Here is a 26,309-nt window from a genome sequence, read left to right as displayed (position 1 = left end):
CGACGTACCAACACACAAAGAGTCTATTCCCGTCAGGGGGAGCAAACCTGGCATCGCTTTATTCCGATCCGCCCAGACCTGTGAAGGCTCAAAACCGCGGGGCCGGTGTTTATAGGCGCGAAGTTTGCCATAAACATTGGGTTTTGGCCCTATTTGCTGGATGACTCTCCCCTACAGGCAATACAAAAACCTGTGGGAGCGAGCTTGCTCGCGATGGGGCCATCACATTCAACGTCTATGTTGCATGTCAGGCCGCCATCGCGAGCAAGCTCGCTCCCACAGGTATTGCACAAGCCTCGGGATTACGGTTCGACCTGGGTCCATTGCTTGTTCAGGCGCTTGTCGGAGATCGGCACCTTGGTCCCCAATTGTTGGGCGAACAGGGAAACCCGGTATTCCTCAAGCCACCAGCGATAGAGTTCCAACTGCGGATCGCGTTTGCCTTCCTGGGCGTGTTTGTTGGCGCGGGTCTGGTATTGCGTCCACAGACCAGACAATTCGCCGCTCCAGACCCGATCCCTCTGAACCTGAGCGCCGATTTTCTCGAAGCGCTGCTCGACCGCTTTCAGATAGCGCGGCAGTTCCTTGAGCCACTGCATCGGGGTTTCCCGTACAAAGCCCGGATACACCAGATGACTGAGCTGCTGCTTGATATCGTTCAGGGCCACGGCTTGCGCCAGGTCGATCTTGCCCTTGAAGCGTTTTTGCAGGCCATGCCAGAGCTTGAGAATCTCCAGCGTCAGCTTCGCCAGCCGTTCGGCGTGCTCGGTCCAGCCGCCGCGCTTGCGTTCGGCCAGTGACGCCAACCCGGCGCCATCACGCGGCAGCGGGTCTTCACCGTCGAGAATGCAGCTGTCGAGACTCGCCAGCAGAATGTCTTCCACCAAGGCATCGATACGCCCCAATTCGCGGTACATCAAACCCAGTTCGGTCAGCCCCGGCAACTTGCCGCGCAGGAACTTCGCCGGCTCGGCCAGTTGCTGCATCAGCAAGCGCTGCAACGCGCGGCGATGCTGGAACTCGGCCTCGGCCGGGGTCGAGAATCGCCCTTCCTTGACTGTGCCGCTCTCTTCCACCAGCGCCGGATAGACCGTCATCGACAGCCCGGCGATCTTTTGCTGGGTTTTCTCGGCGACGGCGGCGAAGACTTTCGGCTCGACCGGTTGCTGGTTTTTCGCGGTTTGTGGCACGGCCAACGCGGCCTGACTGGCCTCGGCAAAACGTGCGGTCAGTTCCGCCAGATCACGCCCCTCACCGAGAAACTTGCCCTGGCCGTCGACGATTTCCAGGTTCATCCGCAAATGACTGTCGACCTGCTGCGCCGCTTCGGCCCAGGCTTCATCGCTGACCCGCGCACCGGTCATGCGCAACAGTTCACGGCCTAACGCCTGCGGCAACGAGCCCTCGGCGAAGGTCATGCGCTGCAACGCGGCTTTGACGAAGTCCGGCACCGGCACGAAGTTCTTGCGCAGGGCTTTGGGCAGGTTGCGCACCAGCGCGATGCACTTGGCCTCAATGACGCCCGGCACCAGCCATTCCAGGCGTTCCGGTGGCAGCATCGGCAACAGCGGTGCCGGCACGCGCAGGGTCACGCCGTCACGCGGGTGGTTCGGTTCGAAGTGGTAACTGAGCGCCAATTCCAGATCGCCGATGTGCAAGGTGTCCGGGTAATGCAGCGCGGTGACTTCACTGGCCTCGCGAGCCAGCACGTCTTCTTCGCGCATGATCAGCAGCTGCGGGTCTTTCTGGCTGTTGACCCGATACCAGCTGTCGAATGTGGCGGTCTGGTGGATCTCCGCCGGCAATCGCGCATCGTAGAAAGCAAACAGGGTTTCTTCGTCCGCCAGAATGTCGCGACGACGGGCTTTTGCCTCCAGTTCGTCGAGCTGCTCCAGCAGCTGCGCATTGGCCGTCAGGCACTTGGCCTTGGACTGAATCTCTCCGCGCACCAGGCCTTCGCGAATGAAAAACTCACGAGACACTACAGGGTCGATCGGCCCGTAATGCACCGGCCGGCGACCGACTACGATCAGCCCGAACAGGGTAATTTGCTCGAAGGCCACAACCTGACCGCGCTTCTTCTCCCAATGGGGTTCGAAGTGGTTTTTCTTGATCAGGTGCCCGGCCAAGGGCTCAATCCAGTCGGCGTCGATCTTGGCGACCATGCGCGCGTAGAGCTTGGTGGTTTCCACCAGTTCGGCGGCCATCAGCCATTGCGGACGCTTCTTGCCGAGGCCCGATGACGGGTGAATCCAGAAGCGCCGCTGACGGGCGCCGAGGTAGTCGCCGTCTTCGGTTTTCTGACCGATCTGGCTGAGCAGCCCCGAGAGCACGGCTTTGTGCAGTTTCGGGTAATCCGCCGGCTCTTTATTGAGGCTCAACTGCATGTCGCGGCAGATCAGGCTCAACTGGCGGTGAGAGTCGCGCCATTCGCGCAGACGCAGGTAATTCAGGAAGTTCTTGCGGCACCAATTGCGCAGCGGGCTGGCGGTCAAAGCCTGGCGCTGTTCTTCGAAACCACGCCACAAATTGACCAGGCCGGCGAAGTCCGAGTCCACGTCTTTCCACTGAGCGTGCGCCTGATCGGCCGCTTGCTGACGCTCCGGCGGACGTTCGCGCGGGTCTTGAATCGACATGGCGCTGGCGACGATCAGCACTTCCTGCAAGCTGCCGAGTTTCGCCGCTTCCAGCAGCATGCGGCCCATCCGCGGGTCCACCGGCAAGCGCGCCAACTGGCGACCGAGTGGCGTCAGCTGGCTGTTGCGGTCGACCGCCGAGAGTTCTTGCAGCAGGTTGAAACCGTCGCTGATGGCCTTGCCATCCGGCGGCTCAATAAACGGGAAATCGGTGATCTCGCCGAGGCGCAGATGCAGCATCTGCAAAATCACTGCTGCGAGGTTGGTCCGCAGAATTTCCGGGTCGGTAAACTCCGGGCGACCGATGAAATCTTCCTCGCCATAGAGGCGGATGCAAATGCCCGGTTCGACCCGCCCGCAGCGACCTTTACGCTGGTTGGCGCTGGCCTGGGAAATCGCTTCGATGGGCAGACGCTGAACCTTGGCGCGGTAGCTGTAGCGGCTGATGCGCGCGGTGCCGCTGTCGATCACGTAACGAATGCCCGGCACCGTCAGCGAGGTTTCCGCGACGTTGGTCGCCAGGACCACGCGACGGCCTGGGTGCGACTGGAAAATCCGCTGCTGTTCGGCCGGCGACAATCGTGCGTACAACGGCAGAATCTCAGTGTGCTTGAGTTGGGCCTTGCGCAACATGTCCGCAGCGTCGCGAATTTCGCGCTCGCCGGGCAGGAACACCAGCACATCGCCGGGGCTCTTGCGCTCGCTGCGCTCGAACGCGGCGATTTCGTCGAGGGTGGCGAGAATGGCCTGATCCACCGTCAAGTCATCCTCGACGCGGTTACCCTCTTCGTCCTGCTCCAGGGTCAGCGGGCGATACCAGGTATCCACCGGGAAGGTGCGGCCGGAGACTTCGACAATCGGCGCATCGTCGAAGTGCTTGGAGAAGCGCTCCAGGTCGATGGTCGCCGAGGTGATGATGACTTTCAGGTCCGGACGACGCGGCAGCAGGGTTTTCAGGTAACCCAGCAGAAAGTCGATGTTGAGGCTGCGCTCGTGGGCTTCGTCGACGATGATCGTATCGTAGCGTTCGAGGTAGCGGTCGTTCTGGGTTTCCGCCAGCAGGATGCCGTCGGTCATCAGTTTGATCAGGGTGTTGGAGTCGCTCTGATCTTCGAACCGCACCTGATAACCAACCAACGCACCCAACGGCGTCGCCAGTTCTTCGGCGACCCGGCTCGCCACGCTGCGGGCGGCGATTCGACGCGGCTGGGTGTGGCCGATCAGGCCATGCTGACCGCGACCGATTTCCAGGCAGATCTTCGGCAACTGGGTGGTTTTACCCGAACCGGTTTCACCGGCAATGATCAGCACCTGATGCTTGAGCAGCGCTGCTTTGATCTCGTCGCGCTTGGCAGCGATCGGCAAACTGTCGTCGTAACGAATCACCGGCAGGCTGGCCCGCCGCGCCAACACCTGATCACAGGACGCCTGCGTGCGCGTCACCCACTGGGCCAGCTTGGCTTCGTCAGGTTTTTTGCGCAGCTCAAGCAACTGCCGCCGCAGCCGGTGGCGGTCGGCGAGCATGGCGTGATCGAGGTTTTTCAGCAGTTTGTCGATGGAGGGCGATTCGTCAGTCATCAGGTACGCAATAAGTCGTCTAGTGGCGCAGGGGGCGGATTGTCGCAGATTTGCGGGGTGTTTGGCGTGTCAGTTGGGGCCCCAATCCCCTCACCCTAGCCCTCTCCCGGAGGGCGAGGGGACTGACCGAGGTGTTTTATCGAGGTACATCGACCTGAAATATCGAGTCGAACTCAGAATCTGAAAAGCACGATTATCTGCTCCCTTTCCCCCTCTCCCCTCTGGGGAGAGGGCTGGGGTGAGGGGTGGTTTTCAGCCGTTACTCGTTATCCAGGCCTTTGCGCCGATACGGAAACACATCAATCACCTTCCCGGCCCGAATCGCCTCTTGCAGGCTTTTCCAGTAATCAGCGTTGTACAACTCACCATGCAACTGATCAAACAACTTGCGCTGCCCGGAATCGGCAAACAAAAACGGCGGAAACTCTTCAGGAAACACATCCAGCGGTCCAATCGAATACCAAGGCTCCGACGCCATCTCATCTTCCGGCGTACGCGGTAGCGGGATGTGACGGAAGTTGGCTTCAGTCAGGAAGCAGATCTCGTCATAGTCATAAAACACCACCCGCCCATGACGAGTGACGCCAAAGTTCTTCAGCAGCATGTCGCCCGGAAAGATGTTCGCCGCCGCCAGTTGCTTGATCGCCAGACCGTAATCTTCCAGCGCCTCGCGGACCTGAGCGTCGTTGGCGTTCTCCAGATACAGGTTCAACGGCGTCATCCGCCGTTCGGTCCAGCAGTGGCGGATCAGCACGGTGTCGTCCTCTACCGACACGGTGGTCGCTGCCACTTCGAGCAATTCCTCCAGACAGGCCGGGTCGAACTTGCTCAACGGGAAGCGGAAGTCGGCGAATTCCTGGGTGTCGGCCAGGCGCCCGACCCGGTCGACGCTCTTCACCAGACGGTACTTCTCGATCACCGTGGCGCGGTCGACGTTCTTCGACGGCGAGAAGCGATCCTTGATGATTTTGAATACGGTGTTGAAGCCCGGCAGCGTAAACACGCTCATCACCATGCCACGCACGCCCGGGGCCATGATGAACTGGTCGTCGGTGTTGGCCAGGTGATTGATCAGCGCCCGGTAGAACTCGGACTTGCCGTGCTTGTAGAAACCGATCGAGGTGTACAACTCGGCAATGTGCTTGCCCGGCAGAATGCGTTTGAGGAAACCGATGAACTCCGCCGGTACCGGCACGTCGACCATGAAATACGAACGGGTGAACGAGAAGATGATCGACACGTCCGCTTCATCGGTGATCAGCGCATCGATCTGAATCCCGCGGCCTTCGCGGTGCAGCAGCGGAATTACCAGCGGCCATTGTTCGTCCTGGGTGTAGATGCGCCCCACCAGGTACGCACCCTTGTTGCGGTAAAGCACCGAGGAAAAAAGTTCGACGCTCAACTCCGGGTCCTTGCACACCCAGTCCGGCAGGTTCTCGCGCAATTGCCCTTCAAGACGACTCAGGTCGCCCGCCAGGTTGGCGTAATCTTCGCTGAAGCGGTAATCGGCAAAAATGCTCGCCAACATGCCGGACAACTGGCCCTGAGGCTTGTACGTGCGGGTTTGTGCGGCGCGGGCCCGGCGCAGGCTCGGCCGGGTGGTGTGAATGAACATGCAGCCGTCGCTGATCAGGTCGTGGCTGAACAGCCCGCAGAAGATCGAGTTGTACCAGGTCTCCGAAAGTTCATCGTCGAAGCGCAGGTCGATCAAGGTGATGTAAGCGCTTTTGACCAGCGGCCAGCAACTGACATCCAGTGTGTCGGCATCGAAAGCGATGCGCAGCCGTTCCACTGTTTCGCCGACTTTTTCTTCGTACAGATTGATCCGCGCCGCCGACGCCGATTGCGTCTCCTGCCACTTGGCCTGCTCGAAGCGGGCTCGGGCGCCGTCGGTGATCTGGCGGAAATGCTCGCGATAATTATCAAAGCCTTCGAGGATCATTCGGGCGATGTCGGCGGCGGGCCATTGCTGCGGCATAGGTAAAACCTCGGCGGCTGAATCTTATCGTTGGGGCCTGAGCTTAGTGGCCCTTTGTTACGCAACGCAACCATTGCCTTGCGTCCTGACTGGCGCGACACTTACGCGCCAATCAAGGAAGGAACGTGCTGTGAACCCCGTCGATACTCTGCGTTTGCTGTCGCTTGCCGCCATTTGGGGCGCGAGTTTTCTGTTCATGCGCATCATCGCCCCGGTGATTGGCACAATCCCCACTGCCTTTTTCCGCGTGTCGATCGCCGCGGTCGGCCTGTTGGTGATTCTCGGGCTGATGCGCATCAGCTGGGATTTCAAAGGAAAACTCAAAACCGTGATGCTGCTCGGAGTGATCAACTCCGGGATTCCGGCGACCCTGTATTCGGTCGCCGCGCAAGTGCTGCCGGCCGGTTACTCGGCCATCTTCAACGCCACCACGCCACTGATGGGCGTGCTGATCGGTGGTCTGTTCTTCCATGAAAGGCTCACCGCCGCCAAGCTTGGCGGGGTGTTTCTCGGGCTGTTGGGCGTTGGAGTCCTGACGCGTGCGGGTCCGGTGGCGTTCGACATGGAACTGTTGATGGGCGCCCTTGCCTGCCTGCTCGCCACGACCTGCTACGGTTTCGCCGGGTTCCTCGCGCGCCGCTGGCTTGATCAGGCTGGTGGTCTCGACAGCCGACTGTCGGCGTTGGGCAGCATGCTGGGCGCGACGTTGTTTCTGTTGCCACTGTTTGGTTACAGCGTGATCAGCCAGCCACCAGCGAGCTGGGGCGGCTGGAGTGTCTGGTTGTCATTGCTCGGATTGGGGCTGGTGTGCACCGCGTTTGCCTACATTATTTACTTCCGTTTGCTCAGCTCGGTTGGCCCGGTGAAGTCGATGACCGTGACCTTCATGATCCCGCCGTTCGGAGTGTTGTGGGGGGCGTTGTTGCTGGATGAGCCGCTGTCGATGGCGCACATTTATGGCGGGGTGCTGATTGCGGCGGCGTTGTGGTTGGTGTTGAAGTCGGCGGTGGTGAAGAAGGGTGAAGTGGTTGCCCGTTAATTTGTGCCGTTATTGAAATTGCCATCGCGAGCAGGCTCGCTCCCACAGGGATCGCATATAACCTGTGGGAGCGAGCCTGCTCGCGATGGCGTCGGCTCAGTTCAGGCTGATTGACGGAAAACGAACACCAGACCGACGATGATCAGCAGCATGCCGAGCATGCTCAATGCCGCCAGCCGGTTGCCGAAAATCAGGTAGTCCATGACCGCCGTCACCGCTGGCACCAGGTAAAACAGGCTGGTGACATTGACCAGGTTGCCCCGGGCGATCAAGCGATACAGCAGCAAGGTCGCCAGCACCGACACGACCAATCCCATCCACAACACCGGCACGATGAAACCGGTGCCGTGTTCGAACTGAAAGGGTTGGAATGGCACAAAGATCCCGCAGAGCAACAGTCCCGCCAGGTATTGCACTGGCAGTGTGCCGAGGGGATTGTCCGTGATGCGCTTCTGCATGATCGAACCGAACGTCATGCTCGCCAGCGCCAGCAATCCGAAGAGCATGCCGGTCAACGACATGCCGGCCAGACCGATGCCCTGATAGACCACCATGATCAACCCCGCCAGCCCCAGTGCCAGGCCGAACATCCGGCTCCAGGAACGCTGCCGCTCCATCAACACCACAGTGAGAATCGGCTGCACGCCCATGATCGTCGCCATGACCCCCGGCGTGACTTTCAGGTCCAGGGCCAGCAGATAGAAAATCTGATAAGCCCCCAGCAACACCACGCCCGTGGCCATCGCATACACCATCGGCTTGCCGCCCTTGGGCAGTTTGAGCTTGAGCAACGGCACCAGTAGCACCAGACCGCACAGCGCGATGGCGAAACGGAACATCAAAAAGGCGAAAGGTGACGCGTGGGCCAGGCCCCATTTGGAGAAGATCGCCCCACTGCTCCACAGCAGTACGAACAGGCTCGTGGACGCCGCCGCGAGCGCGGATTGTTTCGAAAGGACAAACATGAATACCACCTGTAGTCAGGCAAAAAGCCAACTCAGCCGAAGCTGAAATTCAGTAGTTTTTTCAAGCGGGCGCTTTTTCAGACGGGCGTGGGAACAGCAGAAAAAAGCTGATCAGCCCGAAAAGCCAACGCTTGGCGGTGATACGACTGCGCACACCGGCGAGCTACTGACAGGTGGGGGGTAATGACTGATCTGCGCAGGCTGCTGATTCCCGCACGGCACGACGCCAGCGTGGACCGCTGAATCGACTACCGCGTTGATGAGGGAAGCTGGCATGGGCTGATCTTTTTTGAAGGGTAGAAAGGTGGGTTGGAAAACATCGAGCGCCGACTATAACCAGCGTGTGAGATGGATTGCAATGACTAAGCTGGAAGAACCAATAAGCAAGAGTCTTACACCAATCCCAGTGGCGAACCGGTGCATAAAAAAAACGCTCCCAAGGAGCGTTTTTTTCATTCAGGAATCGGTATCAACCAAACAACCAATACCCCAACAACGTCAATACCACCACCGCCAACACCGGCCGCAGCACCCGGTAGGCCTTGGGATTACGACGTTTCCACTGTTTGATCACACCGCTGAACTTGTCGCTGGAGTTCTTGCTCCAGGCGTAAAACTGGTTAACTCCGCCAACACGTTCATCATCAAGATTCTGCGGCGCAGTGGCGCGCCCCAAAAAGCCACTGATCCAGCGATTGATGCGGGTCATGAGGCGATTGCTCAGCGGTCGTTCAATGTCGCAGAACAGGATGACCCGAGTCTTGTCGGTTTCGTTCTTGACCCAATGCACGTAGGTTTCGTCGAACATCACGTCATCGCCATCACGCCAGGCGTAGACCTGACCGTCGACGAAGATCCGGCAATCGTCGGAATTCGGTGTCGACAACCCCAGGTGATAACGCAGGGAACCGGCAAACGGATCACGGTGCGGGTTGAGGTGACTGCCACCGGGCAATAACGCGAACATGGCACCTTTGACGTTGGGAATGCTGCTGACCAGTGCCACGGTTTTCGGGCACAGGGCTTCGGCCGATGGCAGTGGTTTCTCGTACCACTTGAGGTAGAAGCGCTTCCAGCCTTTTTTGAAAAACGAGCCAAATCCGGCGTCGTTGTTCCTTTCGGCGGCGCGGATGTAACCCTCGTCGATCAGGTGCATCGCTTCGTCGCGGATGACTTCCCAGTTGTCCTTGAGAACGTCCAGCTCCGGGAACTTGCTGCGGTCCAGATAGGGTTTGGATGGCACGCTGGAGAACAGGTACATCAAGGCGTTATAGGGCGCGAACAAAGCCGAATGGTTGACGAACTGACGCAGGACCGGCAAACGCGCCTTGCCGCGTAAATGCACATAGAGAGTGCTGCCGAGGAACAGCAGCAACAGCGACGCCTTCGCGGCAAGGGAAAAGGTCATCAACAACTCCTTGATAGTAGACAACTCTGCTCAACGCCATTTACCCGACGTGGCAGCCGGCCATAATCAACATTACCGGCCTCGGGAACAACCCGACTCTCTCAACATTCAGTATTAAGGATCGCGCAATAAAGCACTTCTTGACATAAGGTGCCTGAACAGGGGCTGACCTGAATCAACCCTCGCCATTCGCTCAAACAATCCAAGCCTTTTGCAGTGTTATTGCTGATTCTCCTGTTCGGTAAACAGATCACTGAACAGCATGCTCGACAGGTATCGCTCGCCGGAGTCCGGCAAGATCACCACGATGGTCTTGCCCTGCATTTCCGGGGTTTCCGCCAGACGAACGGCCACAGCCATGGCGGCGCCGCAGGAAATGCCGCTCAAAATCCCTTCTTCCTGCATCAGGCGCAGGGCCATGGCCTTGGATTCTTCATCGCTGACCAACTCAACCCGATCGACCATCGACAGATCAAGATTCTTCGGCACAAAACCGGCACCAATACCCTGGATCTTGTGAGGGCTCGGCTTGATTTCTTCACCGGCCATTGCCTGGGTGATGACTGGCGACACCGCTGGCTCCACCGCCACCGAAATAATCGGTTTGCCCTGGGTATTCTTGATATAACGCGAAACCCCGGTAATGGTTCCACCCGTTCCGACGCCTGCCACCAGTACGTCGACTGCACCGTCGGTGTCGTTCCAGATTTCCGGACCGGTCGTTTTTTCGTGAATGGCCGGGTTGGCCGGGTTTTCAAACTGCGACGGCATGAAGTAGGCAGTGGGGTCGCTGGCGACAATTTCAGCAGCCTTCTCGATTGCTCCTTTCATGCCCTTGGCCGGTTCGGTCAGTACCAGTTCGGCCCCCAGTGCCTTGAGCACTTTTCGTCGCTCGATACTCATGGACGCCGGCATGGTCAGCATCAGCTTGTAACCGCGAGCAGCAGCGACGAACGCCAGGCCGATACCGGTATTGCCTGAGGTCGGTTCGACGATGGTCATGCCAGACTTGAGTTTGCCGGTGCTTTCGGCGTCCCAGATCATGCTTGCACCGATCCGGCATTTGACCGAGTAACCGGGGTTACGCCCTTCGATCTTCGCCAGGATGGTCACGCCGCGCGGGGCGATACGGTTGATCTGCACCAGCGGTGTATTACCGATGGAATGGGCGTTGTCAGCGTAGATACGGCTCATGGCTGGGTCCTTGTACAGCGTTGAATAAGCTCTCCAAGGTATGCCTGTTGCCCGTGGTCGTCCAGTCAGTCGAACGTCCTGTAACCGCCGCAGTCAATGGTTTTACATCGCCAGAGATTTGCCATCATGAAACGGAGATACAGTTGGCCGCTGTGGACCCTCGCCGGCCTTGTTGTGCTGCTGATTGCCCTGCATATCGCCCTGCCCTATATGGTGCGTGACTACCTGAACGACAAGCTGGCGGACATGGGCGATTACCGGGGCCAGATCACCGATGTGGACCTGGCCCTGTGGCGCGGCGCCTACAAAATCAACGGGCTGAAAATCGTCAAGGTCGACGGCAAGGTCCCGGTGCCTTTCGTCAACGCGCCGCTGATCGACCTTTCCGTCAGTTGGCACTCGCTCTGGTCCGACCACGCCGTCGTGGCCGAGGTGCAGTTCTTCAACCCCGAGGTAAACTTCGTCGACGGCGGCGCCAACAAGAAAAACTCTCAAACCGGTCAGGGCACCGACTGGCGTGCGCAGTTGAGTAAACTGGCGCCGATCACCTTGAACGAAGTGCGGATCAACGATGGCAAAATCACTTTCCGCAATTTCAATTCCAAGCCCCCCGTGAACATGAACGCCACTCAGGTCAACGCCAGCTTTTACAACCTGACCAACGTGGTCGACACCAAAGGCAAACGTGACGCTCGCTTCGAAGGCAAGGCGCTGCTGCTCGGGCACGCGCCACTGGAAACCACCGCCACCTTCGACCCTTTAAGCAACTTTGAAGATTTCGAGTTCCGCCTGCGGGTCAAAGACATCGAGCTCAAACGCATGAACGACTTCGCCTCCGCCTATGGCAAGTTCGACTTTAATGCAGGTCACGGTGATGTGGTCATTGAAGCGCAGGCTAAAAAAGCTCGATTAACGGGTTACATCAAACCGCTGCTAAAGGACGTCGACGTGTTCAATTGGCAGCAGGACGTCGAGAACAAGGACAAAGGGATTTTCCGCTCCATTTGGGAGGCCATCGTCGGCGGCTCCGAAACGGTGCTGAAAAACCAGGGCAAGAACCAGTTTGCGACTCGCGTGGAACTGAGCGGCAATGTGCATCGCCGAGATATCAGCGCATTCGAGGCTTTTTTGCAGATTTTACGCAACGGCTTCATCCAGGCCTTCAATGCCCAATACGAACGGCCCAAGCCGGACGCCGGTTAAGACTTACGCATGACGGTGTAACGACCGGTTTCTTCCGCCGCCCGTGCCGGGTTCGATTGCAGCTGCAAGAAGTCCCAGCCCAGGCAGGCCAGTGCCAGCGATCGCGGTACGGCTTCACGACCACTGCTGTAACGCGTGATGCTGCGGGCACTAACCCCCAACGCTTTGGCCGCCTGATTGAGCGGCAACCCGGTGCGAGCGCGCCAGTCGATGAAGATCCGGGTGTTTTCGTCCAACGCATTTTGTGCGAGAGCATCCAGATAAAGGGTGTCTGCGCCGATCTGGATGTCCAGTTCAGGCCATTCAACGCTCCAGCCATCATCGCCCAGGGTTGCACCGTCGAAAGCGCCAGCCTCCAGCAATGGTTGCAACCCTGGATAGCCGCGCAGGTCTCGACTCAAATCGAGGTTCAGTTGCTGACCGTCGATAAAGGTCAGCGCCAGTTGGTGATCCGGCAACGCCTGCACGGCCGACAGCCGTGGTCGTTTCATGGGTAACATCGTTTCCAATCCTCCAGCAATTGCACCTGATGGGCCCTGACCCACTCCAGCGCTTCCTTGATAATCAGCGGCGGCGCCTTGCCCACCATCACTTCGACGGTTTCCAGGCTGAGCATGACGTCCAGCCCGCCACCAGTCAGGTGGACATGGGGCGGCGGATGATCCTTCTCGCGCAACTGAATGCGGTACGTATCGCGAAATCGGTATTTAGTAGACATGCCTCGCAAGCTATCGCCAAAATGGCGATAGCTCAATACTGGCTAGCGGCCGAGCCTGAGTCAAGATGTGACGCCCCATTCAGAGACTGAATAAGCCGTCTGCGTTCACAGTCGACCGGGCACCGCGTTATAGTCGGGTACTACAATTATTGCGCCCCGCCCTGCCTCGTTCAGGTCGGCGTTACCGTTCGAGGATTAGCAGATGAAGTTCGAAGGCACCCAGGCCTACGTCGCCACCGATGACCTGAAGCTGGCGGTCAACGCCGCCATCACCCTGGAGCGTCCGCTGCTGGTCAAGGGCGAACCGGGCACCGGCAAGACCATGCTCGCCGAGCAACTGGCCGAGTCCTTCGGCGCCAAACTGATCACTTGGCACATCAAATCCACCACCAAGGCGCATCAAGGCCTTTACGAGTACGACGCGGTCAGCCGTCTGCGCGACTCGCAGTTGGGCACCGAAAAGGTCCACGACGTTCGCAACTACCTGAAAAAGGGCAAGCTGTGGGAAGCCTTCGAGTCCGAAGAGCGGGTGATTCTGCTGATCGACGAAATTGACAAGGCCGACATCGAGTTCCCGAACGACTTGCTGCAAGAACTCGACAAGATGGAGTTCTACGTTTACGAGATCGACGAGACCATCAAGGCCAAGAAGCGTCCGATCATCATCATTACCTCCAACAACGAGAAAGAGCTGCCGGACGCCTTCCTGCGCCGCTGCTTTTTCCACTACATCGCTTTCCCCGATCGCGTCACCCTGCAGAAGATCGTCGATGTGCATTACCCAAACATCAAGAAGGACCTGGTCAGCGAAGCGCTGGACGTGTTCTTCGACGTTCGCAAGGTGCCGGGTTTGAAAAAGAAACCGTCGACTTCCGAACTGGTGGACTGGCTGAAGCTGCTGATGGCCGACAACATCGGCGAAGCGGTACTGCGCGAACGCGATCCGACCAAGGCCATTCCGCCGCTGGCAGGCGCCCTGGTAAAGAACGAACAGGACGTGCAGTTACTTGAGCGTCTGGCGTTCATGAGCCGTCGCGGCACTCGCTGATCTCTCTGTTTAACAAGATAGAGGGCGATAGCCATGCTGCTTAACCTGTTCAATGAAATGCGCGCAGCCAAAGTGCCGGTCTCGGTACGGGAGCTGCTGGACCTGATCAACGCGCTGAAACAGCGCGTGACCTTCGCCGACATGGACGAGTTTTATTATTTGTCCCGGGCGATTCTGGTGAAGGACGAAAAGCATTTCGACAAGTTCGACCGGGCGTTCGGTGCTTACTTCAATGGCTTGGAAAAACTCGACGATCACCTTCAGGCATTGATCCCGGAAGACTGGCTGCGCAAGGAGTTCGAGCGATCCCTGACCGAGGAAGAGCGCGCAGCAATCCAGTCCCTTGGAGGCCTGGACAAGCTGATCGAAGAGTTCAAGAAGCGCCTCGAAGAACAGAAAGAACGCCATGCCGGCGGTAACAAGTGGATCGGCACGGGCGGCACCAGCCCGTTTGGCTCCGGTGGTTTCAACCCGGAAGGTATTCGGGTCGGCGATGCAGGCAAGCGCCAGGGCAAAGCGGTCAAGGTCTGGGATCAGCGCGAGTACAAGAACCTCGACGATTCGGTGGAGTTGGGCACGCGCAACATCAAGGTCGCCTTGCGCCGGTTGCGCAAATTTGCGCGTCAGGGCGCGGCGGAAGAACTGGACATCGATGGCACCATCGACCACACCGCGCGTGATGCCGGTCTGCTGAACATCCAGATGCGTCCGGAGCGGCGCAACACCGTCAAGCTGTTGCTGCTGTTCGACATCGGCGGCTCGATGGACGCCCACGTAAAGATCTGCGAGGAGCTGTTTTCAGCCTGCAAGACCGAGTTCAAGCACCTGGAGTACTTCTACTTCCACAACTTCGTTTATGAATCGGTGTGGAAGAACAATATGCGCCGTACCTCCGAGCGCACCTCGACCCAGGACCTGCTGCACAAGTATGGCGCGGACTACAAAGTGATCTTCATCGGCGACGCCGCCATGGCGCCGTATGAAATCACCCAGGCGGGCGGCAGCGTCGAGCACTGGAATGAAGAAGCGGGTTATGTGTGGATGCAGCGGTTCATGGAGAAGTACAAGAAGGTCATCTGGATCAATCCATATCCGAAAGATACGTGGAGCTATACGTCTTCGACCAATATCGTGCGGGACTTGATTAACGACCAGATGTACCCGCTGACGTTGCGGGGGCTTGAAGAAGGGATGCGGTTTCTTTCCAAATAATCTTCGGTTTCCGGTCTGACGCTATCGCGAGCAAGCTCGCTCCCACAATGGATTTGGTCGTACACAAGGAATGTGTTCGCCAGAGATCAAACTGTGGGAGCGAGCTTGCTCGCGATGCTTTTAGCGGCTGACGAATCGCTGAAGATATTCGACCTGCTCCCGATGCGCGACATCCTGCACCACCGGTTTCAATCGTACCTGCGTCCCCGGCAGACACTGCGCCAGCCGTGCCAATGCCAACGGCGTCAACGCCCCCAATCGCGGATAACCACCAATGGTCTGCCGATCATTGAGCAATACAATCGGCTGCCCGTCCGGCGGCACCTGAACCGCACCCAGCGGGATGCCTTCGGAAATCATCGGCTTACCCTGATACTGCAACGCCGTTCCCAGCAAGCGGATGCCCATCCGGTCGGCACGGCTGTCGAGGGTCCAGACGCTGTTGAACGCATCAAACAAACTCTGCCCACTGAACTCGCCAATCTGTGCACCGAGCACCAGGTCCAGCGGCGCGTTGAGTCTGAAATCCGGCACCTGTTCGCGCGCCAACTCCCGCAGCAGGAGCAGTGAGCACCCCGAGTAACTCAACTGCGCATCTTTGGCCAACGCCCGGCCCATGCCATCCAGCCCGCCGAGTTCCTCACGGACCACCGTTGCGCTGCTGCCCAACACCTTTGGCGCATCAAATCCGCCCGGCGCCGCCAAATAAGCCCGAGCGCCAAGCAGCGGCTGTGTGAATTGCAATTGCTGACCTTTGTTCAGCCTGAAACTGCGCCACGGTGCCAACGCCTCGCCATCCACCTGCGCCCCCAGATCCGCCCCGGCCAAGGCCAGCACGCAATCCTCTTCGGCAACGACAGTGAACCCGCCGAGGGTGATTTCAATCACCGGTGCATCCAGCTCATTACCCAGCAGCCAATTCGCCCAGGACATCGATCGCCAATCCGCCGCACCGCCCTGGGTCACGCCCAGATGCCGCACGCCGAATCGTCCGGCGTCCTGTAACAGGCATAGCGGCGTACTCGCTTCTATTAATAAACGACTCATGCCTGCGCCTCCAACGGCGTGTCGTCACCGCCCAGATTGATGAATTCGGCATGACTGACGGCTTCGAAGCGCACCGTGTCGCCGGGTTGCATCAGGCTGTAGCCGTCGCGTTCGCGGTCGAACAATTTGGCCGGGGTGCGACCGATCAGATTCCAGCCACCGGGGGACACCACCGGGTAAGCGGCCGTTTGGCGTTCGGCGATGCCGACACTGCCCGCGGCTACCTTTTTACGTGGAGTGTTCAGACGCGGCGCCGCCAGCGCTTCTTCCACCAACCCCATGAAGGCGAAACCCGGCGCAAACCCCAAGGCGAACACCTGATATTCGCGCTCGCTGTGGCGGCGGATCACTTCCTCCACTGCCAATCCGCTGCGCTGGGACAGCAGGCTCAACTCCGGGCCAACGCTCACGTCATACCAGACCGGCAACACATGACATTTGCCGCGGGTGCAGGCGTTGGGCGACAGATCGATCAAGGCCACAGCGATCAGTTCCCGAGCCTGGGCCGGACTCAACGCGGTCAGATCGTAATGCACCATCAACGTCGTATAGGACGGCACCAGATCGATCAGATGCCCGGCGAACGCAGCACGCAATCCTTCGCTGGCAGCGAGCATCCACGGCATGTTGGCCTCGCAGATCTCATCAAACAGACGGACCATCAAGCAATCCAGCGCCACCACTTCCACCCGAAGTTTCATGGCGCACTCTGCTCAACAAGTGCTTCGCGAATGCGTCGCACGGCGGCCACTGAACTGGCGTTGTCGCCGTGTACGCAGAGGGTGTTTGCCTGCAAGTGCAAGGCACTGCCATCGCTGGCCGTGAGGTTGCCGCCACGGGCAATGATCAGCGCCTGTTCGATGATTGTCTCGGGATCGTGATGCACCGCGCCCGGCAATTGCCGCGAAACCAGCATTCCCGCGCTGTCGTAAGCGCGATCGGCAAAGGCTTCGAACCACAGGGTTACGCCGTATTCATCGCCCAATTGCTGTGCGGCGCGGTTGTCGCGAGTGGCCATCAACATCAGCGGCAACTGGCGGTCATAGGACGCCACAGCCTGAAGCACGGCGCGCAATTGCGCCGGGTTGGCCATCATGTCGTTGTACATCGCACCGTGGGGTTTGACGTAACTCACCCGCCCGCCCTGAGCCCGGCAGATGCCGTCGAGGGCGCCGATCTGGTAGTGCAAAATGTCCTGAAGTTCCTGCGCGGTGTAGGCCATGGAGCGGCGGCCGAAGCCGACCAGATCCTGATACGCCGGATGCGCGCCAATCTGTACGCCGTTGCTCAGGGCGAGGCTGACGGTCTTGCGCATGATGCTCGGGTCGCCGGCATGGAAGCCGCAGGCGATGTTGGCGCAATCGATGAAGGGCATGACTTCGGCGTCCAGACCCATGGTCCAGTTGCCGAAACTCTCGCCGATGTCGCAGTTCAATAGCAGGCGGTTCACGGTGAACACTCCTGTAGGTTTGATTCTTTTTAGCTGTAGGCATTTGCCCGCAGATTATCAGCTACTCGGCTTCAAGTTGCTTGCCACGGGTTTCCGGCAGGCTCAGGGCCGCAAGGATCACCACCCCGTAGGACACCGCCGCAAAAGCACCGATGCCTACGCTCAATGGCACCGTCTGGCTCATCAAGCCAATCAACAGCGGGAACAACGCCGCCAGCGCCCGGCCAATGTTGTAGCAAAAGCCCTGACCCGAACCGCGAATCCGCGTTGGAAACAGCTCGGTCAAAAACGCGCCCATGCCGCTGAAAATCCCCGAGGCGAAGAAGCCCAAAGGAAAGCCCAGCCAGAGCATCACGCCATTGCTGACCGGCAATTGGGTGTAGAGCAGAACAATGGTGAACGAGCCCACCGCGAACAGAATGAAGTTCTTTTTACGCCCGAGGATGTCAGTCAAATACGCACTAATGACATAGCCGACGTAGGATCCGACGATCACCATCGCCAGATAGCCACCGGTGCCGAGTACGCTCAAACCGCGTTCGTTCTTCAGAAACGTCGGCAACCAGGAGGTGATCGCGTAGTAACCGCCCAGAGCACCTGTGGTCAGCACCGACGCGCGAATCGTGGTGAAAAGGATGCCGGGAGCGAATATCTCGTAGAATTTTGCCGGATTGCTGGGCTCTTGCTTAGCCTTGGCTTCGCGATAGATTTCCGGGTCCTTGACCAGTCGGCGGACGAAGATCACAAAAATCGCCGGCACGATGCCGAGGATGAACAGTGCGCGCCAGGCGTCTTCCGGTGGCAGCACCGAGAACAGCAGCGCATACAAGATCGCCGTCAGTCCCCAACCCAATGCCCAGCCGGATTGCACCATGCCAACAGCCTTGCCGCGGTCCTTGGCGCGAATCACTTCACCCATCAACACCGCACCAGCGGTCCATTCGCCGCCGAAACCGAAGCCCATCAGCGTGCGGCTGATCAGCAGTTGTTCGTAGTTTTGGGCGAAGCCGCAAAGGAAGGTGAAAAAGGCGAACCACAGCACCGTCAGTTGCAAGGTGCGTACGCGACCGATGCGGTCGGAGAGAATCCCCGCCACCCAACCGCCGATGGCCGAGGCGATCAGGGTGCTGGTGTGAATCAGCCCTGCCTCGCCGGTGGTGATGCCCCACATCGCAATCAGGGTCGGCACCACGAAGCTGAGCATCTGGGTGTCCATGCCGTCGAGGCCATAGCCGATCTTGCAGCTCCAGAAGGTGCGGCGTTCCTGCTGATTGATGTTGCGGTACCAGTCGAAAGGTCCCGGGCGAACCGTGGCTTTGGGGATGTCGAGCGTGTCGGGCGCACTCATGGCAAATCTCCGCGCTAATTTTTATTGGTATTGTTCTGAGCCCCGACGACGCCTATCGTGGGAACCGGATGGCCTGATTTTTGGGCTGCCGGCCCTGCTGCGTCCAACTAATAAAAACCCGCTCTAGACATAAGAAAAACTTGTCCCTATGAACCTGAAGTTTCTCGAGACCTTTGTCTGGGTCGCCCGACTCAAGAGTTTTCGCCTGACGGCAGACAAACTTTTCACCACCCAGGCGTCAATATCCAGCCGCATTGCAGTGCTCGAAGGCGAGCTCGGGGTGAAGCTGTTCCTGCGCGACTCACGCGGCGTGAGCCTGACGCCCGAAGGCTTGAAAGTGCTCGAATACGCCGAGCAAATGATGGACACCATGCAGGCGCTCAAGCAGTCGATCGAGACCCGATCGAGCAAGGTCGGTCGGGTTCGCATCGGCGTGATGGACACGGTCATCCATACCTGGCTGAGCCCGTTGGTGGCGCAAATGATGGATCACTATCCGCTGGTAGAAATCGAGCTGGTGGCCGATACCGCGCTCAACCTCTGTGATCAACTGCAAAAAGGCTTTCTCGACCTGATCCTGCAAACCGACCTGTTGCGTCAGGAAAGCGTGCGCAGCCTTGAGCTGGCCAGTCACCCGATGGGCTGGATTGTTGCTACTAATTCGATCTACAACCGCGAGTATTCAGGGATTGCCGACCTGGCGCGGGAACGGATCATTACCTATTCGAAAAACTCTCACCCGCATCAGGAGATTCTCGCCCTGATGCAGGCCAACGGCATCATGACGCCACGGTTGAACTGCGTGAACTCGGTATCGGCGATCACCCGGTTGCTGCGGGACGGTTTCGGTATTGGCGCGCTGCCGCCGGTGCTGGTAGCCGAGGAACTGGCGCGGGGGGAATTGACCTTGCTGGCCATCGATCAAAGGCCACCGAATTTGCAGGTGGTGGTGTCGTGGCGGGTTGGCGTGGAGTGGGTCGAGGAGATTGTTGCGTTGTGTCAGCAGGTGCTGGACGGGTATGCGCGCAAGGTGGGTGAGGGTTATATCATCCTCGCTGACTGATCGCCCCCTGTGGCGAGGGGACTTGTCCCCGTTCGGCTGCGCAGCAGTCGTAAAGTCGGCGAACGCGATTTACCAGAATTCCCGGGGGTGGCTGGTTTGGGGCTGCTTCGCAACCCAACGGGGACAAGTCCCCTCGCCACAGGGAACGCGGTGGTCCCGAATATTAAAGCCCGCGCACATCCCGATCTTCGATCGGCCGGCTCTGGCGCAGGCGTTTGCCGCCCAGCACCACCCAGTCGATCAGACGGAACAGGCATTCAATGCCGAACGACAACAGCAACGCCCCGCTCATGCCCCAGATCATCGCTTCCGGCGTCAGCAGAATCTGGTAGCTGTAGCCGTTCCAGGTTTCCTTGCGAATATCCGGATCGGCGGCCAATGCCACTTGCAGGAAGCGGATGTACCACGGGCCCTGCATGGCCTGAAACTGTTTATCGAGGGCCAGTTGACGGGTAAGCAAGGTGCTCAGGCTGTCGGCATCGCTGCGAAAAATCGGATCTTCGCTGGCGCGGTAATGGGCCACCAACGCCTGCATGTCACCCTTGAAGAACTGATTCGCCGTGCCCTGAAAACCGTTCAGACTGGTCTGCGCCTCAATCAGATGCGCTTCGACCCGTTTGGCATAATCGCTGATGAACCCTGGCACCTGGACACCGATCAACAGGCCCGCCGCGAACAACACCAGCCGTAGATAACTGAGCAACATGAAGGGAAGTCCTTATTCGGTCTTGCCCTGGCTGACGCATTCACCGCGTCGCCAGAGGCTCCATTGGCCCGGTTCGTAGCGGGTCCAGGTTTCGTTTTCGGTCAAGGGTTCGGTGGCGATCACCGTGACCACGTCGTTGGGCGTGGTTTCGGCCTGGAAATCGACGATCACATCGACGTCCTTCAAACGCGCCGGACCGAATGGCGCGCGACGGGTGATTTGCGCCAGTTTGGTCGAGCAATAGCAGAACAACCAGTCGCCATCGCTGAGCAGGCAGTTGAACACGCCTTTGCTGCGGTACTCCGCGCAGGCGGCCACCAGGTCTGGCAGCAGTTCTTCGACCTCTACCGGTTCCGGGAACGCTGCGCGCACGCGGTTGAGCAAATCGCAGAACGCCGCTTCGCTGTCGGTATCGCCGACCGGGCGGTAAAAGCTCTTGATCGGTTGAAACTCCGCGAGCTGGCCGTTGTGGGCAAAACACCAGTTACGCCCCCACAGCTCGCGCACAAATGGATGGGTATTGGACAGGCAGACCTTGCCGACATTGGCCTGGCGGATGTGCCCGATCACCACTTCGCTCTTGATCGGATAGCGTTGCACCAGGTTCGCGACCTCGGACTCACTGCTCGCCGCCGGGTCCTGAAACAGGCGCAGGCCACGGCCCTCGTAAAAGGCGATGCCCCAGCCGTCACGGTGCGGACCCGTGCGGCCGCCGCGCTGCATCAGCCCGGTGAAGCTGAACACGATATCGGTCGGCACATTGGCGCTCATGCCCAATAACTCACACATGCTCGGATTCTCGCTGAAAGGCAGGGGCAAGGTTACAGACGCGGTTCGACCCGCAATCGCTGAGGGTTGCTCGGCACCGGTGGGCGACCGTAACGATCATCGCCCGCACCGCCGAAAGGATGATCTTCTTCCGGTTCGTCGGCCCGCGCCGCAGCCTTGGCAGCGGCAGCCTGTTCCTTGCGAGCGTTGGACGCACGTTCGATAGTGAACCGGATCGCCACGAACACCAGGTAAATGCCGAAGACGATCATGCCGTACATGAACAGGTCGGACACCGCCCGCCAGGCGTTGTTGCCAACCTTGAACATTAGATCAAGTGCAGTAATGGCGATGGCCGGGGCAACCTTTTCCTTCACCGGGTCGATGATGGTGGGGCTGAACAGCAACACGGCAACCAGCACCCGCAGCGGCTCACGCAGCCATCGCCACATCCAGCGGGTGATACGCATCCACACCAACAGGCAGCCCAAAGCGGCAAAGGCGTAGAGGCCCCAAGCGATCAGATAGTCGTTCTCGGTCATGGTGTCCATGGCAAGGCAGGCAAAGAGGCGCTTATAGTAACGACTTTTCGCACGTCAGGCTTGCCCGCCGTCTGCGAGACCCCTTTTCGTAAACCGCTCGAGAGCCCTTCATGCCCTTATCCGTCAACGTTTGCGACGCTCCCATTGCCCACAAGGCCGAAGGCGACGACCCGTATGCCTGGCTGCAGGAACGCGACACCGACGCTGTGCTCGACTACCTGAAAGCGGAAAACAGCTATCAAGAGGCGCAAACCGCCGATCAGGCCGCGCTGCGTGAAACCCTGTTCGAAGAGATCAAGGGACGGATTCTCGAAACCGACCTGTCCTTGCCCTCCCCTTGGGGTCCGTACCTGTATTACACGCGCACCACGGCCGGTGACGAATACGCCCGTCACTACCGCTGCCCGCGCCCGGCCGAGGACAGCCTGCAGCTCGACGAAAGCCAGGAACAGCTGCTGTTGGACCCGAATGCGTTGGCCAAAGGCGGCTTCTTTTCCCTGGGCGCGTTCAGTATCAGCCCGGACCACCAGCGTCTGGCCTACAGCATCGACGCCACGGGCGATGAGATTTACACGCTGTTCGTGAAGGAATTGTCCAACGGCCGTGTCAGCGAACTGGAATTCCAGGACTGCGACGGCAGCATGACCTGGGCCAACGACAGCCTGACGCTGTTCTTCGGCGAGCTGGACGACACCCATCGCCCGCACAAACTGTTCCGCTATCGGCTGGACGGTACGGCAGCCGAAGAAGTGTTCCATGAGCAGGACGGTCGATTCTTCATGCATTGCTACCGCTCAAGCTCCGAGCAGCAATTGCTGCTGTCCCTGGGCAGCAAGACCACCAGCGAAGTCTGGGTGCTCGACGCGTTCCAGCCGCAGCAGGCTTTTACTTGCGTGGCGCCACGGGTTGAAGACCATGAATACGACGTCGACCACGGCGCACTCGATGGCGAGTGGGCCTGGTTCATTCGCACCAACCGCGACGGCATCAACTTTGCTCTGTACCACGCCGTAGACACCGGCGTGGCACCGACCGAGGCCGACTGGCAAAACCTGATCCCGCACAGCGACACGGTGATGATCGACGGCATGAGCCTCAACGCCGGGGCCATGACCCTGAGCCTGCGGGTCGGCGGCTTACCGATCATCGAAGTTCATCCGCAAGACCTGCCCAGCTACCGTGTGCAACTACCGGATGCGGCCTACAGCCTTCACGTGCAAAACAGTCTGGAATTCGTCAGCGACAGGATCCGTCTGCGCTACGAAGCGTTGAACCGTCCGGCGCAAATCCGCCAGCTTGAGCTGGGCAGCGGCGAGCAGAAAGTCCTCAAGGAAACCCCGGTGCTCGGGCCGTTCGACGCCGATGCCTACGTCAGTCAGCGTCTGTGGGCGACGGCACCGGACGGTACGAAAGTGCCGATCAGCTTCGTCGTCAAACGCGAAGCACTTGGCAAGCCGACGCCGCTTTATCTGTACGGCTATGGCGCCTACGGTGAAAGCCTCGACCCGTGGTTCTCCCACGCGCGTTTGAGTCTGCTGGATCGTGGCGTGGCATTCGCAATTGCTCACGTACGGGGCGGCGGTGAACTGGGCGAAGCCTGGTATCGCGCTGGCAAGCAGGAGCACAAGCACAACACCTTCAGCGATTTCATCGCCTGCGCCGAACACCTGATCGCCAATAATTTCACCACACCTCAGCAATTGGCGATCAGCGGCGGCAGCGCCGGTGGTTTGCTGATCGGCGCGGTGCTCAATCAGCGGCCGGAGCTGTTCGGCGCAGCGATTGCCGAAGTACCGTTCGTCGACGTGCTGAACACCATGCTCGACCCGGATCTGCCGTTGACCGTCACCGAATACGACGAGTGGGGCAATCCTGAAGAACCGGACGTCTATGAGCGGATCAAGGCCTACGCCCCGTACGAAAACGTCACCGCGCAAGCCTATCCGGCGACCCTGGTGATCGCCGGCTACAACGACAGCCGCGTGCAGTACTGGGAAGCAGCCAAGTGGGTGGCAAAATTACGCGCGACCAAAACCGACACCCATCCCCTGCTGCTCAGGACCGAATTGGGTGCCGGGCATGGCGGGATGAGCGGTCGTTATCAGGGATTGCGTGACGTAGCACTCGAATACGCATTTGTTTTCAAGGTTTTGGGCATCGCCTGAGGAACTCCGTTCGGCGTGCCGGTCTTAACACCAGTACGCCGGTCCCGCAGCCATAGGTCCGGAACAACAGACACACGAAAAAGACCGTGACGACATGTCAGAACCGACCTTACTGAACAACGAAATTCGCGACTGGCTGATGGACTGTGGCCTGTTCGATCAACTGCTGCCGGCGGACTTTGCCGCTGCCTCGGGTTACTTCAGCATCAGCACCATTGCTCAAGGCGAAGAGATTTTCCATGAGGGCGATGCCGGCAGCTTCATGTGCATCATCCACACCGGCCAGGTGGCAGTGCAGAAAACCAACAGCGACGGGCAACGGGTGACCATGGCAACGTTGCGCAGCGGTCGGGCGTTCGGCGAAATGGCCGTGCTTGACGGTGAACGACGTTCAGCCAGTTGCGTGGCCGCGAGCAATTGCCAGTTGCTCAATCTGGGCAAGGACTCGCTGGAAAAGATGCTCAACGATGCACCGAAAATCGCCGCCAAAGTCATCCGCGCCCTTGCCGTTTCCCTCTCGAAACGCCTGCGCATGGCCGACGGGCAACTGCTCTCGCAGCAGGTTTAACCGCCGGGTGATTTGGCTTTCGACGGGTTTTGCTCCATCCCCGGCAGTGGCTGGTCCTTGGTGGGCGGGCTAGGCATTTCCATGGGTACCAACGGCGGACCGCCACTGCCAGGGCCAACCTTGGGCACGCTGGTCGGAGTGATTTGCGGGTACGGTGTCGGGGTCGCAGTGCCGGGCGAACCGGGCAGCGGCGCGGGGCTGGTGGGGATGGTTTGCAGCACCTGGGCCTGCACTGCAGTTATCGAGAGCGCGGCCAAGGCAATGACCGTTAGAATGGTGCGCTTCATCAATGGCTCCGTTGGCCTTGTTGTCTTTTTGCAGGCTACTCCCAACGGCGCGTGTTTGCCTTCCTCCCTTTATGCCAATTTCTCCTCAAGTGAGTCCCATGAAACGTTTCGTTCTGCTCGACACCACTCCAATTCCTGAAAATGGCGGTGCCTTGTGCCTGTTCGAATACGGCGAGGATTTTGTCATCAAGATCCAGGGCGGCGACGGCGGGCAACTGATGAACACCCGCATGCACGGCTCCGAAGATGCGCTGGCCGAGATCCCGTGCCGTAAAGTGGCCGGCCGGCCGAATTCGCGCGTGCTGATCGGCGGCCTGGGCATGGGTTTCACCCTCGCCTCGGCCCTCAAGCACCTGGGCAAGACTGCTGAAGTGGTCGTTGCCGAACTGGTGCCGGGGGTGGTGGAGTGGAACCGTGGACCGCTGGGCGAGAAAGCCGGGAACCCGCTGCTCGACCCGCGTACGGTCATTCGCATGGAAGACGTGGCCAACGTGCTGCAAGCCGAGCCACAAGGTTTCGACGCGATCATGCTCGACGTCGACAACGGCCCCGAAGGCCTGACCCAGAAGGCCAACAGCTGGCTCTACTCCGCTGGCGGCCTGAGCGCCTGCGCCAAAGCGCTACGGCCCAAAGGTGTGCTGGCCGTATGGTCCGCGAGCGCTGACCGACAGTTTTCCGACAAACTGAAGAAGGCCGGTTTCAAGGCCGAGGAAGTCCAGGTCTTCGCTCACGGCAACAAAGGCACCCGTCACACCATCTGGATTGCCGAGAAGCTCAAGGGCTGAGCTAAACTGCGTTTATTACCGTCATTAGTCTTTTACAAAGGTGAACCCATGAGTTCGTCAACGCCTCCGTCCAACACGTCGAAGCTGGACCGCATCCTTGCTGACAACCAGCGCGACAAGGAAATGGGTTACCGCGACAAGGCCCTGAAAATGTACCCGCACGTGTGCGGTCGTTGCGCCCGTGAGTTTTCCGGCAAACGCCTGAGCGAACTGACCGTGCACCACCGCGACCACAACCACGACAACAACCCTCAGGACGGCTCGAACTGGGAGCTGTTGTGCCTGTATTGCCACGACAACGAACACTCGCGGTACACCGACCAACAGTATTTTGACGAGGGTTCGCTCAGCAGTCCGAAAATTGCCAAGGCTACGCATAACCCGTTTGCAGCGTTGGCGGGGTTGATGAAGAAGGAAGACTGAAGATTTTATTTGCCTGACCTGGCCTCATCGCGAGCAAGCTCGCTCCCACAGTGATTGGCGGTGAGCACAAATGCTGTGTACGCCGAAGAACCTGTGGGAGCGAGCTTGCTCGCGAAGGCGGCCGACCAGACACCACCAATCTCAAACCGAACACCCCTCCCCCAATCCCCGTATAATC

The 26,309-nt window shown here is 59.3% G+C and carries 24 protein-coding genes; 9 read left to right on the top strand and 15 right to left on the bottom strand.

The genetic code is table 11. The features are described 5' to 3' along the window. Window positions 1-302: 302 nt before the first annotated feature. Window positions 303-4,214: an ATP-dependent RNA helicase HrpA gene (gene hrpA / locus ACYZT7_RS08615; RefSeq protein WP_462040701.1), complete on the bottom strand. Its 3,912-nt coding sequence runs from the start codon at window positions 4,212-4,214 to the stop codon at window positions 303-305. Between the two features lie 259 nt (window positions 4,215-4,473). Then, window positions 4,474-6,192 carry a bifunctional isocitrate dehydrogenase kinase/phosphatase gene (aceK, locus tag ACYZT7_RS08610; protein WP_462040700.1) on the bottom strand — a complete coding sequence of 573 codons (1,719 nt, stop codon included), beginning with the start codon at window positions 6,190-6,192 and terminating at the stop codon, window positions 4,474-4,476. Between the two features lie 130 nt (window positions 6,193-6,322). Between aceK and ACYZT7_RS08605 the strand changes: the two genes are divergently transcribed. Further along, window positions 6,323-7,231 carry a DMT family transporter gene (locus tag ACYZT7_RS08605; RefSeq protein WP_462040699.1) on the top strand — a complete coding sequence of 303 codons (909 nt, stop codon included), beginning with the start codon at window positions 6,323-6,325 and terminating at the stop codon, window positions 7,229-7,231. A 101-nt stretch (window positions 7,232-7,332) separates the two neighbouring features. Here the strand turns inward: ACYZT7_RS08605 and ACYZT7_RS08600 are convergent, their stop codons facing one another. From ACYZT7_RS08600 to cysK, 3 genes are all read right to left on the bottom strand, one after another. Continuing rightward, window positions 7,333-8,196, bottom strand: a complete 864-nt coding sequence (locus tag ACYZT7_RS08600; RefSeq protein ID WP_462040698.1) for a DMT family transporter — start codon at window positions 8,194-8,196, stop codon at window positions 7,333-7,335. A gap of 469 nt (window positions 8,197-8,665) precedes the next feature. After that, complete coding sequence (locus ACYZT7_RS08595; protein ID WP_462040697.1) at window positions 8,666-9,604, bottom strand: aspartyl/asparaginyl beta-hydroxylase domain-containing protein; 939 nt, start codon at window positions 9,602-9,604, stop codon at window positions 8,666-8,668. A gap of 219 nt (window positions 9,605-9,823) precedes the next feature. Then, on the bottom strand, window positions 9,824-10,798 hold the full coding sequence (gene cysK / locus ACYZT7_RS08590; protein WP_462040696.1) for a cysteine synthase A: 975 nt from the start codon (window positions 10,796-10,798) through the stop codon (window positions 9,824-9,826). Between the two features lie 126 nt (window positions 10,799-10,924). Between cysK and ACYZT7_RS08585 the strand changes: the two genes are divergently transcribed. Continuing rightward, window positions 10,925-12,001 carry a DUF748 domain-containing protein gene (locus ACYZT7_RS08585; RefSeq protein WP_462040695.1) on the top strand — a complete coding sequence of 359 codons (1,077 nt, stop codon included), beginning with the start codon at window positions 10,925-10,927 and terminating at the stop codon, window positions 11,999-12,001. Here the strand turns inward: ACYZT7_RS08585 and ACYZT7_RS08580 are convergent. Further along, on the bottom strand, window positions 11,998-12,501 hold the full coding sequence (locus tag ACYZT7_RS08580) for a DUF2442 domain-containing protein (RefSeq protein ID WP_462040694.1): 504 nt from the start codon (window positions 12,499-12,501) through the stop codon (window positions 11,998-12,000). The two genes, ACYZT7_RS08585 and ACYZT7_RS08580, sit on opposite strands and share 4 nt — an antisense overlap. Next, entirely contained in the window at window positions 12,489-12,719 is a 231-nt protein-coding gene (locus ACYZT7_RS08575; protein ID WP_033047627.1) for a DUF4160 domain-containing protein, read from the bottom strand. Before ACYZT7_RS08575 ends, ACYZT7_RS08580 begins: the two co-directional genes overlap by 13 nt. Window positions 12,720-12,921: 202 nt before the next feature. On the opposite strand from ACYZT7_RS08575, the gene ACYZT7_RS08570 reads away from it, so the two are divergent. Then, window positions 12,922-13,767, top strand: a complete 846-nt coding sequence (locus ACYZT7_RS08570) for an AAA family ATPase (RefSeq protein WP_010462104.1) — start codon at window positions 12,922-12,924, stop codon at window positions 13,765-13,767. A gap of 33 nt (window positions 13,768-13,800) precedes the next feature. Beyond that, a complete protein-coding gene (locus ACYZT7_RS08565) occupies window positions 13,801-14,979 on the top strand; it encodes a vWA domain-containing protein (protein WP_462040693.1) in 1,179 nt (392 codons plus the stop codon). Between the two features lie 120 nt (window positions 14,980-15,099). On the opposite strand, the gene ACYZT7_RS08560 is transcribed toward ACYZT7_RS08565, so the two are convergent. From ACYZT7_RS08560 to ACYZT7_RS08545, 4 genes are all read right to left on the bottom strand, one after another. After that, the gene (locus tag ACYZT7_RS08560; RefSeq protein WP_462040692.1) at window positions 15,100-16,026 is read right to left on the bottom strand and encodes a 5-oxoprolinase subunit C family protein; all 927 of its coding nucleotides are present in this window, start codon (window positions 16,024-16,026) and stop codon (window positions 15,100-15,102) included. Then, window positions 16,023-16,727 (bottom strand): 5-oxoprolinase subunit B family protein, encoded by a 705-nt coding sequence (locus ACYZT7_RS08555; RefSeq protein WP_462040691.1) that lies wholly within the window; start codon window positions 16,725-16,727, stop codon window positions 16,023-16,025. The genes ACYZT7_RS08560 and ACYZT7_RS08555 overlap by 4 nt, the downstream gene beginning before the upstream one ends. Beyond that, on the bottom strand, window positions 16,724-17,476 hold the full coding sequence (locus ACYZT7_RS08550; protein ID WP_462040690.1) for a 5-oxoprolinase subunit PxpA: 753 nt from the start codon (window positions 17,474-17,476) through the stop codon (window positions 16,724-16,726). The genes ACYZT7_RS08555 and ACYZT7_RS08550 overlap by 4 nt, the downstream gene beginning before the upstream one ends. Window positions 17,477-17,537: 61 nt before the next feature. Then, the gene (locus tag ACYZT7_RS08545; RefSeq protein WP_462040689.1) at window positions 17,538-18,824 is read right to left on the bottom strand and encodes an MFS transporter; all 1,287 of its coding nucleotides are present in this window, start codon (window positions 18,822-18,824) and stop codon (window positions 17,538-17,540) included. Window positions 18,825-18,972: 148 nt separating this feature from the next. Here ACYZT7_RS08545 and ACYZT7_RS08540 point away from each other — a divergent pair, with 148 nt between their 5' ends. Then, window positions 18,973-19,887 (top strand): LysR family transcriptional regulator, encoded by a 915-nt coding sequence (locus ACYZT7_RS08540; RefSeq protein WP_462040688.1) that lies wholly within the window; start codon window positions 18,973-18,975, stop codon window positions 19,885-19,887. A gap of 163 nt (window positions 19,888-20,050) precedes the next feature. Here the strand turns inward: ACYZT7_RS08540 and ACYZT7_RS08535 are convergent, their stop codons facing one another. The 3 genes from ACYZT7_RS08535 to ACYZT7_RS08525 are packed head-to-tail and all read right to left on the bottom strand — an operon-like array spanning window position 20,051 to window position 21,912. Then, on the bottom strand, window positions 20,051-20,593 hold the full coding sequence (locus tag ACYZT7_RS08535) for a DUF2937 family protein (RefSeq protein ID WP_462040687.1): 543 nt from the start codon (window positions 20,591-20,593) through the stop codon (window positions 20,051-20,053). 12 nt (window positions 20,594-20,605) lie between these two features. Further along, a complete protein-coding gene (locus tag ACYZT7_RS08530; RefSeq protein WP_347802963.1) occupies window positions 20,606-21,382 on the bottom strand; it encodes a class II glutamine amidotransferase in 777 nt (258 codons plus the stop codon). A gap of 32 nt (window positions 21,383-21,414) precedes the next feature. Continuing rightward, window positions 21,415-21,912 (bottom strand): MFS transporter, encoded by a 498-nt coding sequence (locus ACYZT7_RS08525; protein ID WP_462040686.1) that lies wholly within the window; start codon window positions 21,910-21,912, stop codon window positions 21,415-21,417. Window positions 21,913-22,013: 101 nt separating this feature from the next. Here ACYZT7_RS08525 and ACYZT7_RS08520 point away from each other — a divergent pair, with 101 nt between their 5' ends. Then, on the top strand, window positions 22,014-24,068 hold the full coding sequence (locus tag ACYZT7_RS08520) for a S9 family peptidase (RefSeq protein ID WP_462040685.1): 2,055 nt from the start codon (window positions 22,014-22,016) through the stop codon (window positions 24,066-24,068). A gap of 94 nt (window positions 24,069-24,162) precedes the next feature. Then, window positions 24,163-24,636, top strand: coding sequence for a cyclic nucleotide-binding domain-containing protein (locus ACYZT7_RS08515; RefSeq protein ID WP_462030750.1), 474 nt, complete (start codon window positions 24,163-24,165; stop codon window positions 24,634-24,636). Here the strand turns inward: ACYZT7_RS08515 and ACYZT7_RS08510 are convergent. Beyond that, on the bottom strand, window positions 24,633-24,923 hold the full coding sequence (locus ACYZT7_RS08510) for a hypothetical protein (protein WP_462040684.1): 291 nt from the start codon (window positions 24,921-24,923) through the stop codon (window positions 24,633-24,635). The genes ACYZT7_RS08515 and ACYZT7_RS08510 overlap by 4 nt on opposite strands. Window positions 24,924-25,021: 98 nt before the next feature. On the opposite strand from ACYZT7_RS08510, the gene ACYZT7_RS08505 reads away from it, so the two are divergent. Both ACYZT7_RS08505 and ACYZT7_RS08500 read left to right on the top strand, forming a co-directional pair. Beyond that, a complete protein-coding gene (locus ACYZT7_RS08505) occupies window positions 25,022-25,708 on the top strand; it encodes a spermidine synthase (RefSeq protein ID WP_076030084.1) in 687 nt (228 codons plus the stop codon). A gap of 48 nt (window positions 25,709-25,756) precedes the next feature. Next, window positions 25,757-26,131, top strand: coding sequence for a YajD family HNH nuclease (locus ACYZT7_RS08500; RefSeq protein WP_285436637.1), 375 nt, complete (start codon window positions 25,757-25,759; stop codon window positions 26,129-26,131). Window positions 26,132-26,309 lie beyond the last annotated feature (178 nt).

The organism is Pseudomonas sp. RT4P38 (genome assembly GCF_054897765.1).
This window is presented reverse-complemented; position numbering and strand designations above follow the sequence as displayed.

Coding starts and splice junctions, on each gene's coding strand:
- hrpA (WP_462040701.1), bottom strand. CDS start 4,214: ATGACTGACGAATCGCCCTCCATCGACAAACTGCTGAAAAACCTCGAT.
- aceK (WP_462040700.1), bottom strand. CDS start 6,192: ATGCCGCAGCAATGGCCCGCCGCCGACATCGCCCGAATGATCCTCGAA.
- ACYZT7_RS08600 (WP_462040698.1), bottom strand. CDS start 8,196: ATGTTTGTCCTTTCGAAACAATCCGCGCTCGCGGCGGCGTCCACGAGC.
- ACYZT7_RS08595 (WP_462040697.1), bottom strand. CDS start 9,604: ATGACCTTTTCCCTTGCCGCGAAGGCGTCGCTGTTGCTGCTGTTCCTC.
- cysK (WP_462040696.1), bottom strand. CDS start 10,798: ATGAGCCGTATCTACGCTGACAACGCCCATTCCATCGGTAATACACCG.
- ACYZT7_RS08585 (WP_462040695.1), top strand. CDS start 10,925: ATGAAACGGAGATACAGTTGGCCGCTGTGGACCCTCGCCGGCCTTGTT.
- ACYZT7_RS08580 (WP_462040694.1), bottom strand. CDS start 12,501: ATGTTACCCATGAAACGACCACGGCTGTCGGCCGTGCAGGCGTTGCCG.
- ACYZT7_RS08575 (WP_033047627.1), bottom strand. CDS start 12,719: ATGTCTACTAAATACCGATTTCGCGATACGTACCGCATTCAGTTGCGC.
- ACYZT7_RS08570 (WP_010462104.1), top strand. CDS start 12,922: ATGAAGTTCGAAGGCACCCAGGCCTACGTCGCCACCGATGACCTGAAG.
- ACYZT7_RS08565 (WP_462040693.1), top strand. CDS start 13,801: ATGCTGCTTAACCTGTTCAATGAAATGCGCGCAGCCAAAGTGCCGGTC.
- ACYZT7_RS08560 (WP_462040692.1), bottom strand. CDS start 16,026: ATGAGTCGTTTATTAATAGAAGCGAGTACGCCGCTATGCCTGTTACAG.
- ACYZT7_RS08555 (WP_462040691.1), bottom strand. CDS start 16,727: ATGAAACTTCGGGTGGAAGTGGTGGCGCTGGATTGCTTGATGGTCCGT.
- ACYZT7_RS08545 (WP_462040689.1), bottom strand. CDS start 18,824: ATGAGTGCGCCCGACACGCTCGACATCCCCAAAGCCACGGTTCGCCCG.
- ACYZT7_RS08540 (WP_462040688.1), top strand. CDS start 18,973: ATGAACCTGAAGTTTCTCGAGACCTTTGTCTGGGTCGCCCGACTCAAG.
- ACYZT7_RS08535 (WP_462040687.1), bottom strand. CDS start 20,593: ATGTTGCTCAGTTATCTACGGCTGGTGTTGTTCGCGGCGGGCCTGTTG.
- ACYZT7_RS08530 (WP_347802963.1), bottom strand. CDS start 21,382: ATGTGTGAGTTATTGGGCATGAGCGCCAATGTGCCGACCGATATCGTG.
- ACYZT7_RS08525 (WP_462040686.1), bottom strand. CDS start 21,912: ATGGACACCATGACCGAGAACGACTATCTGATCGCTTGGGGCCTCTAC.
- ACYZT7_RS08520 (WP_462040685.1), top strand. CDS start 22,014: ATGCCCTTATCCGTCAACGTTTGCGACGCTCCCATTGCCCACAAGGCC.
- ACYZT7_RS08515 (WP_462030750.1), top strand. CDS start 24,163: ATGTCAGAACCGACCTTACTGAACAACGAAATTCGCGACTGGCTGATG.
- ACYZT7_RS08510 (WP_462040684.1), bottom strand. CDS start 24,923: ATGAAGCGCACCATTCTAACGGTCATTGCCTTGGCCGCGCTCTCGATA.
- ACYZT7_RS08505 (WP_076030084.1), top strand. CDS start 25,022: ATGAAACGTTTCGTTCTGCTCGACACCACTCCAATTCCTGAAAATGGC.
- ACYZT7_RS08500 (WP_285436637.1), top strand. CDS start 25,757: ATGAGTTCGTCAACGCCTCCGTCCAACACGTCGAAGCTGGACCGCATC.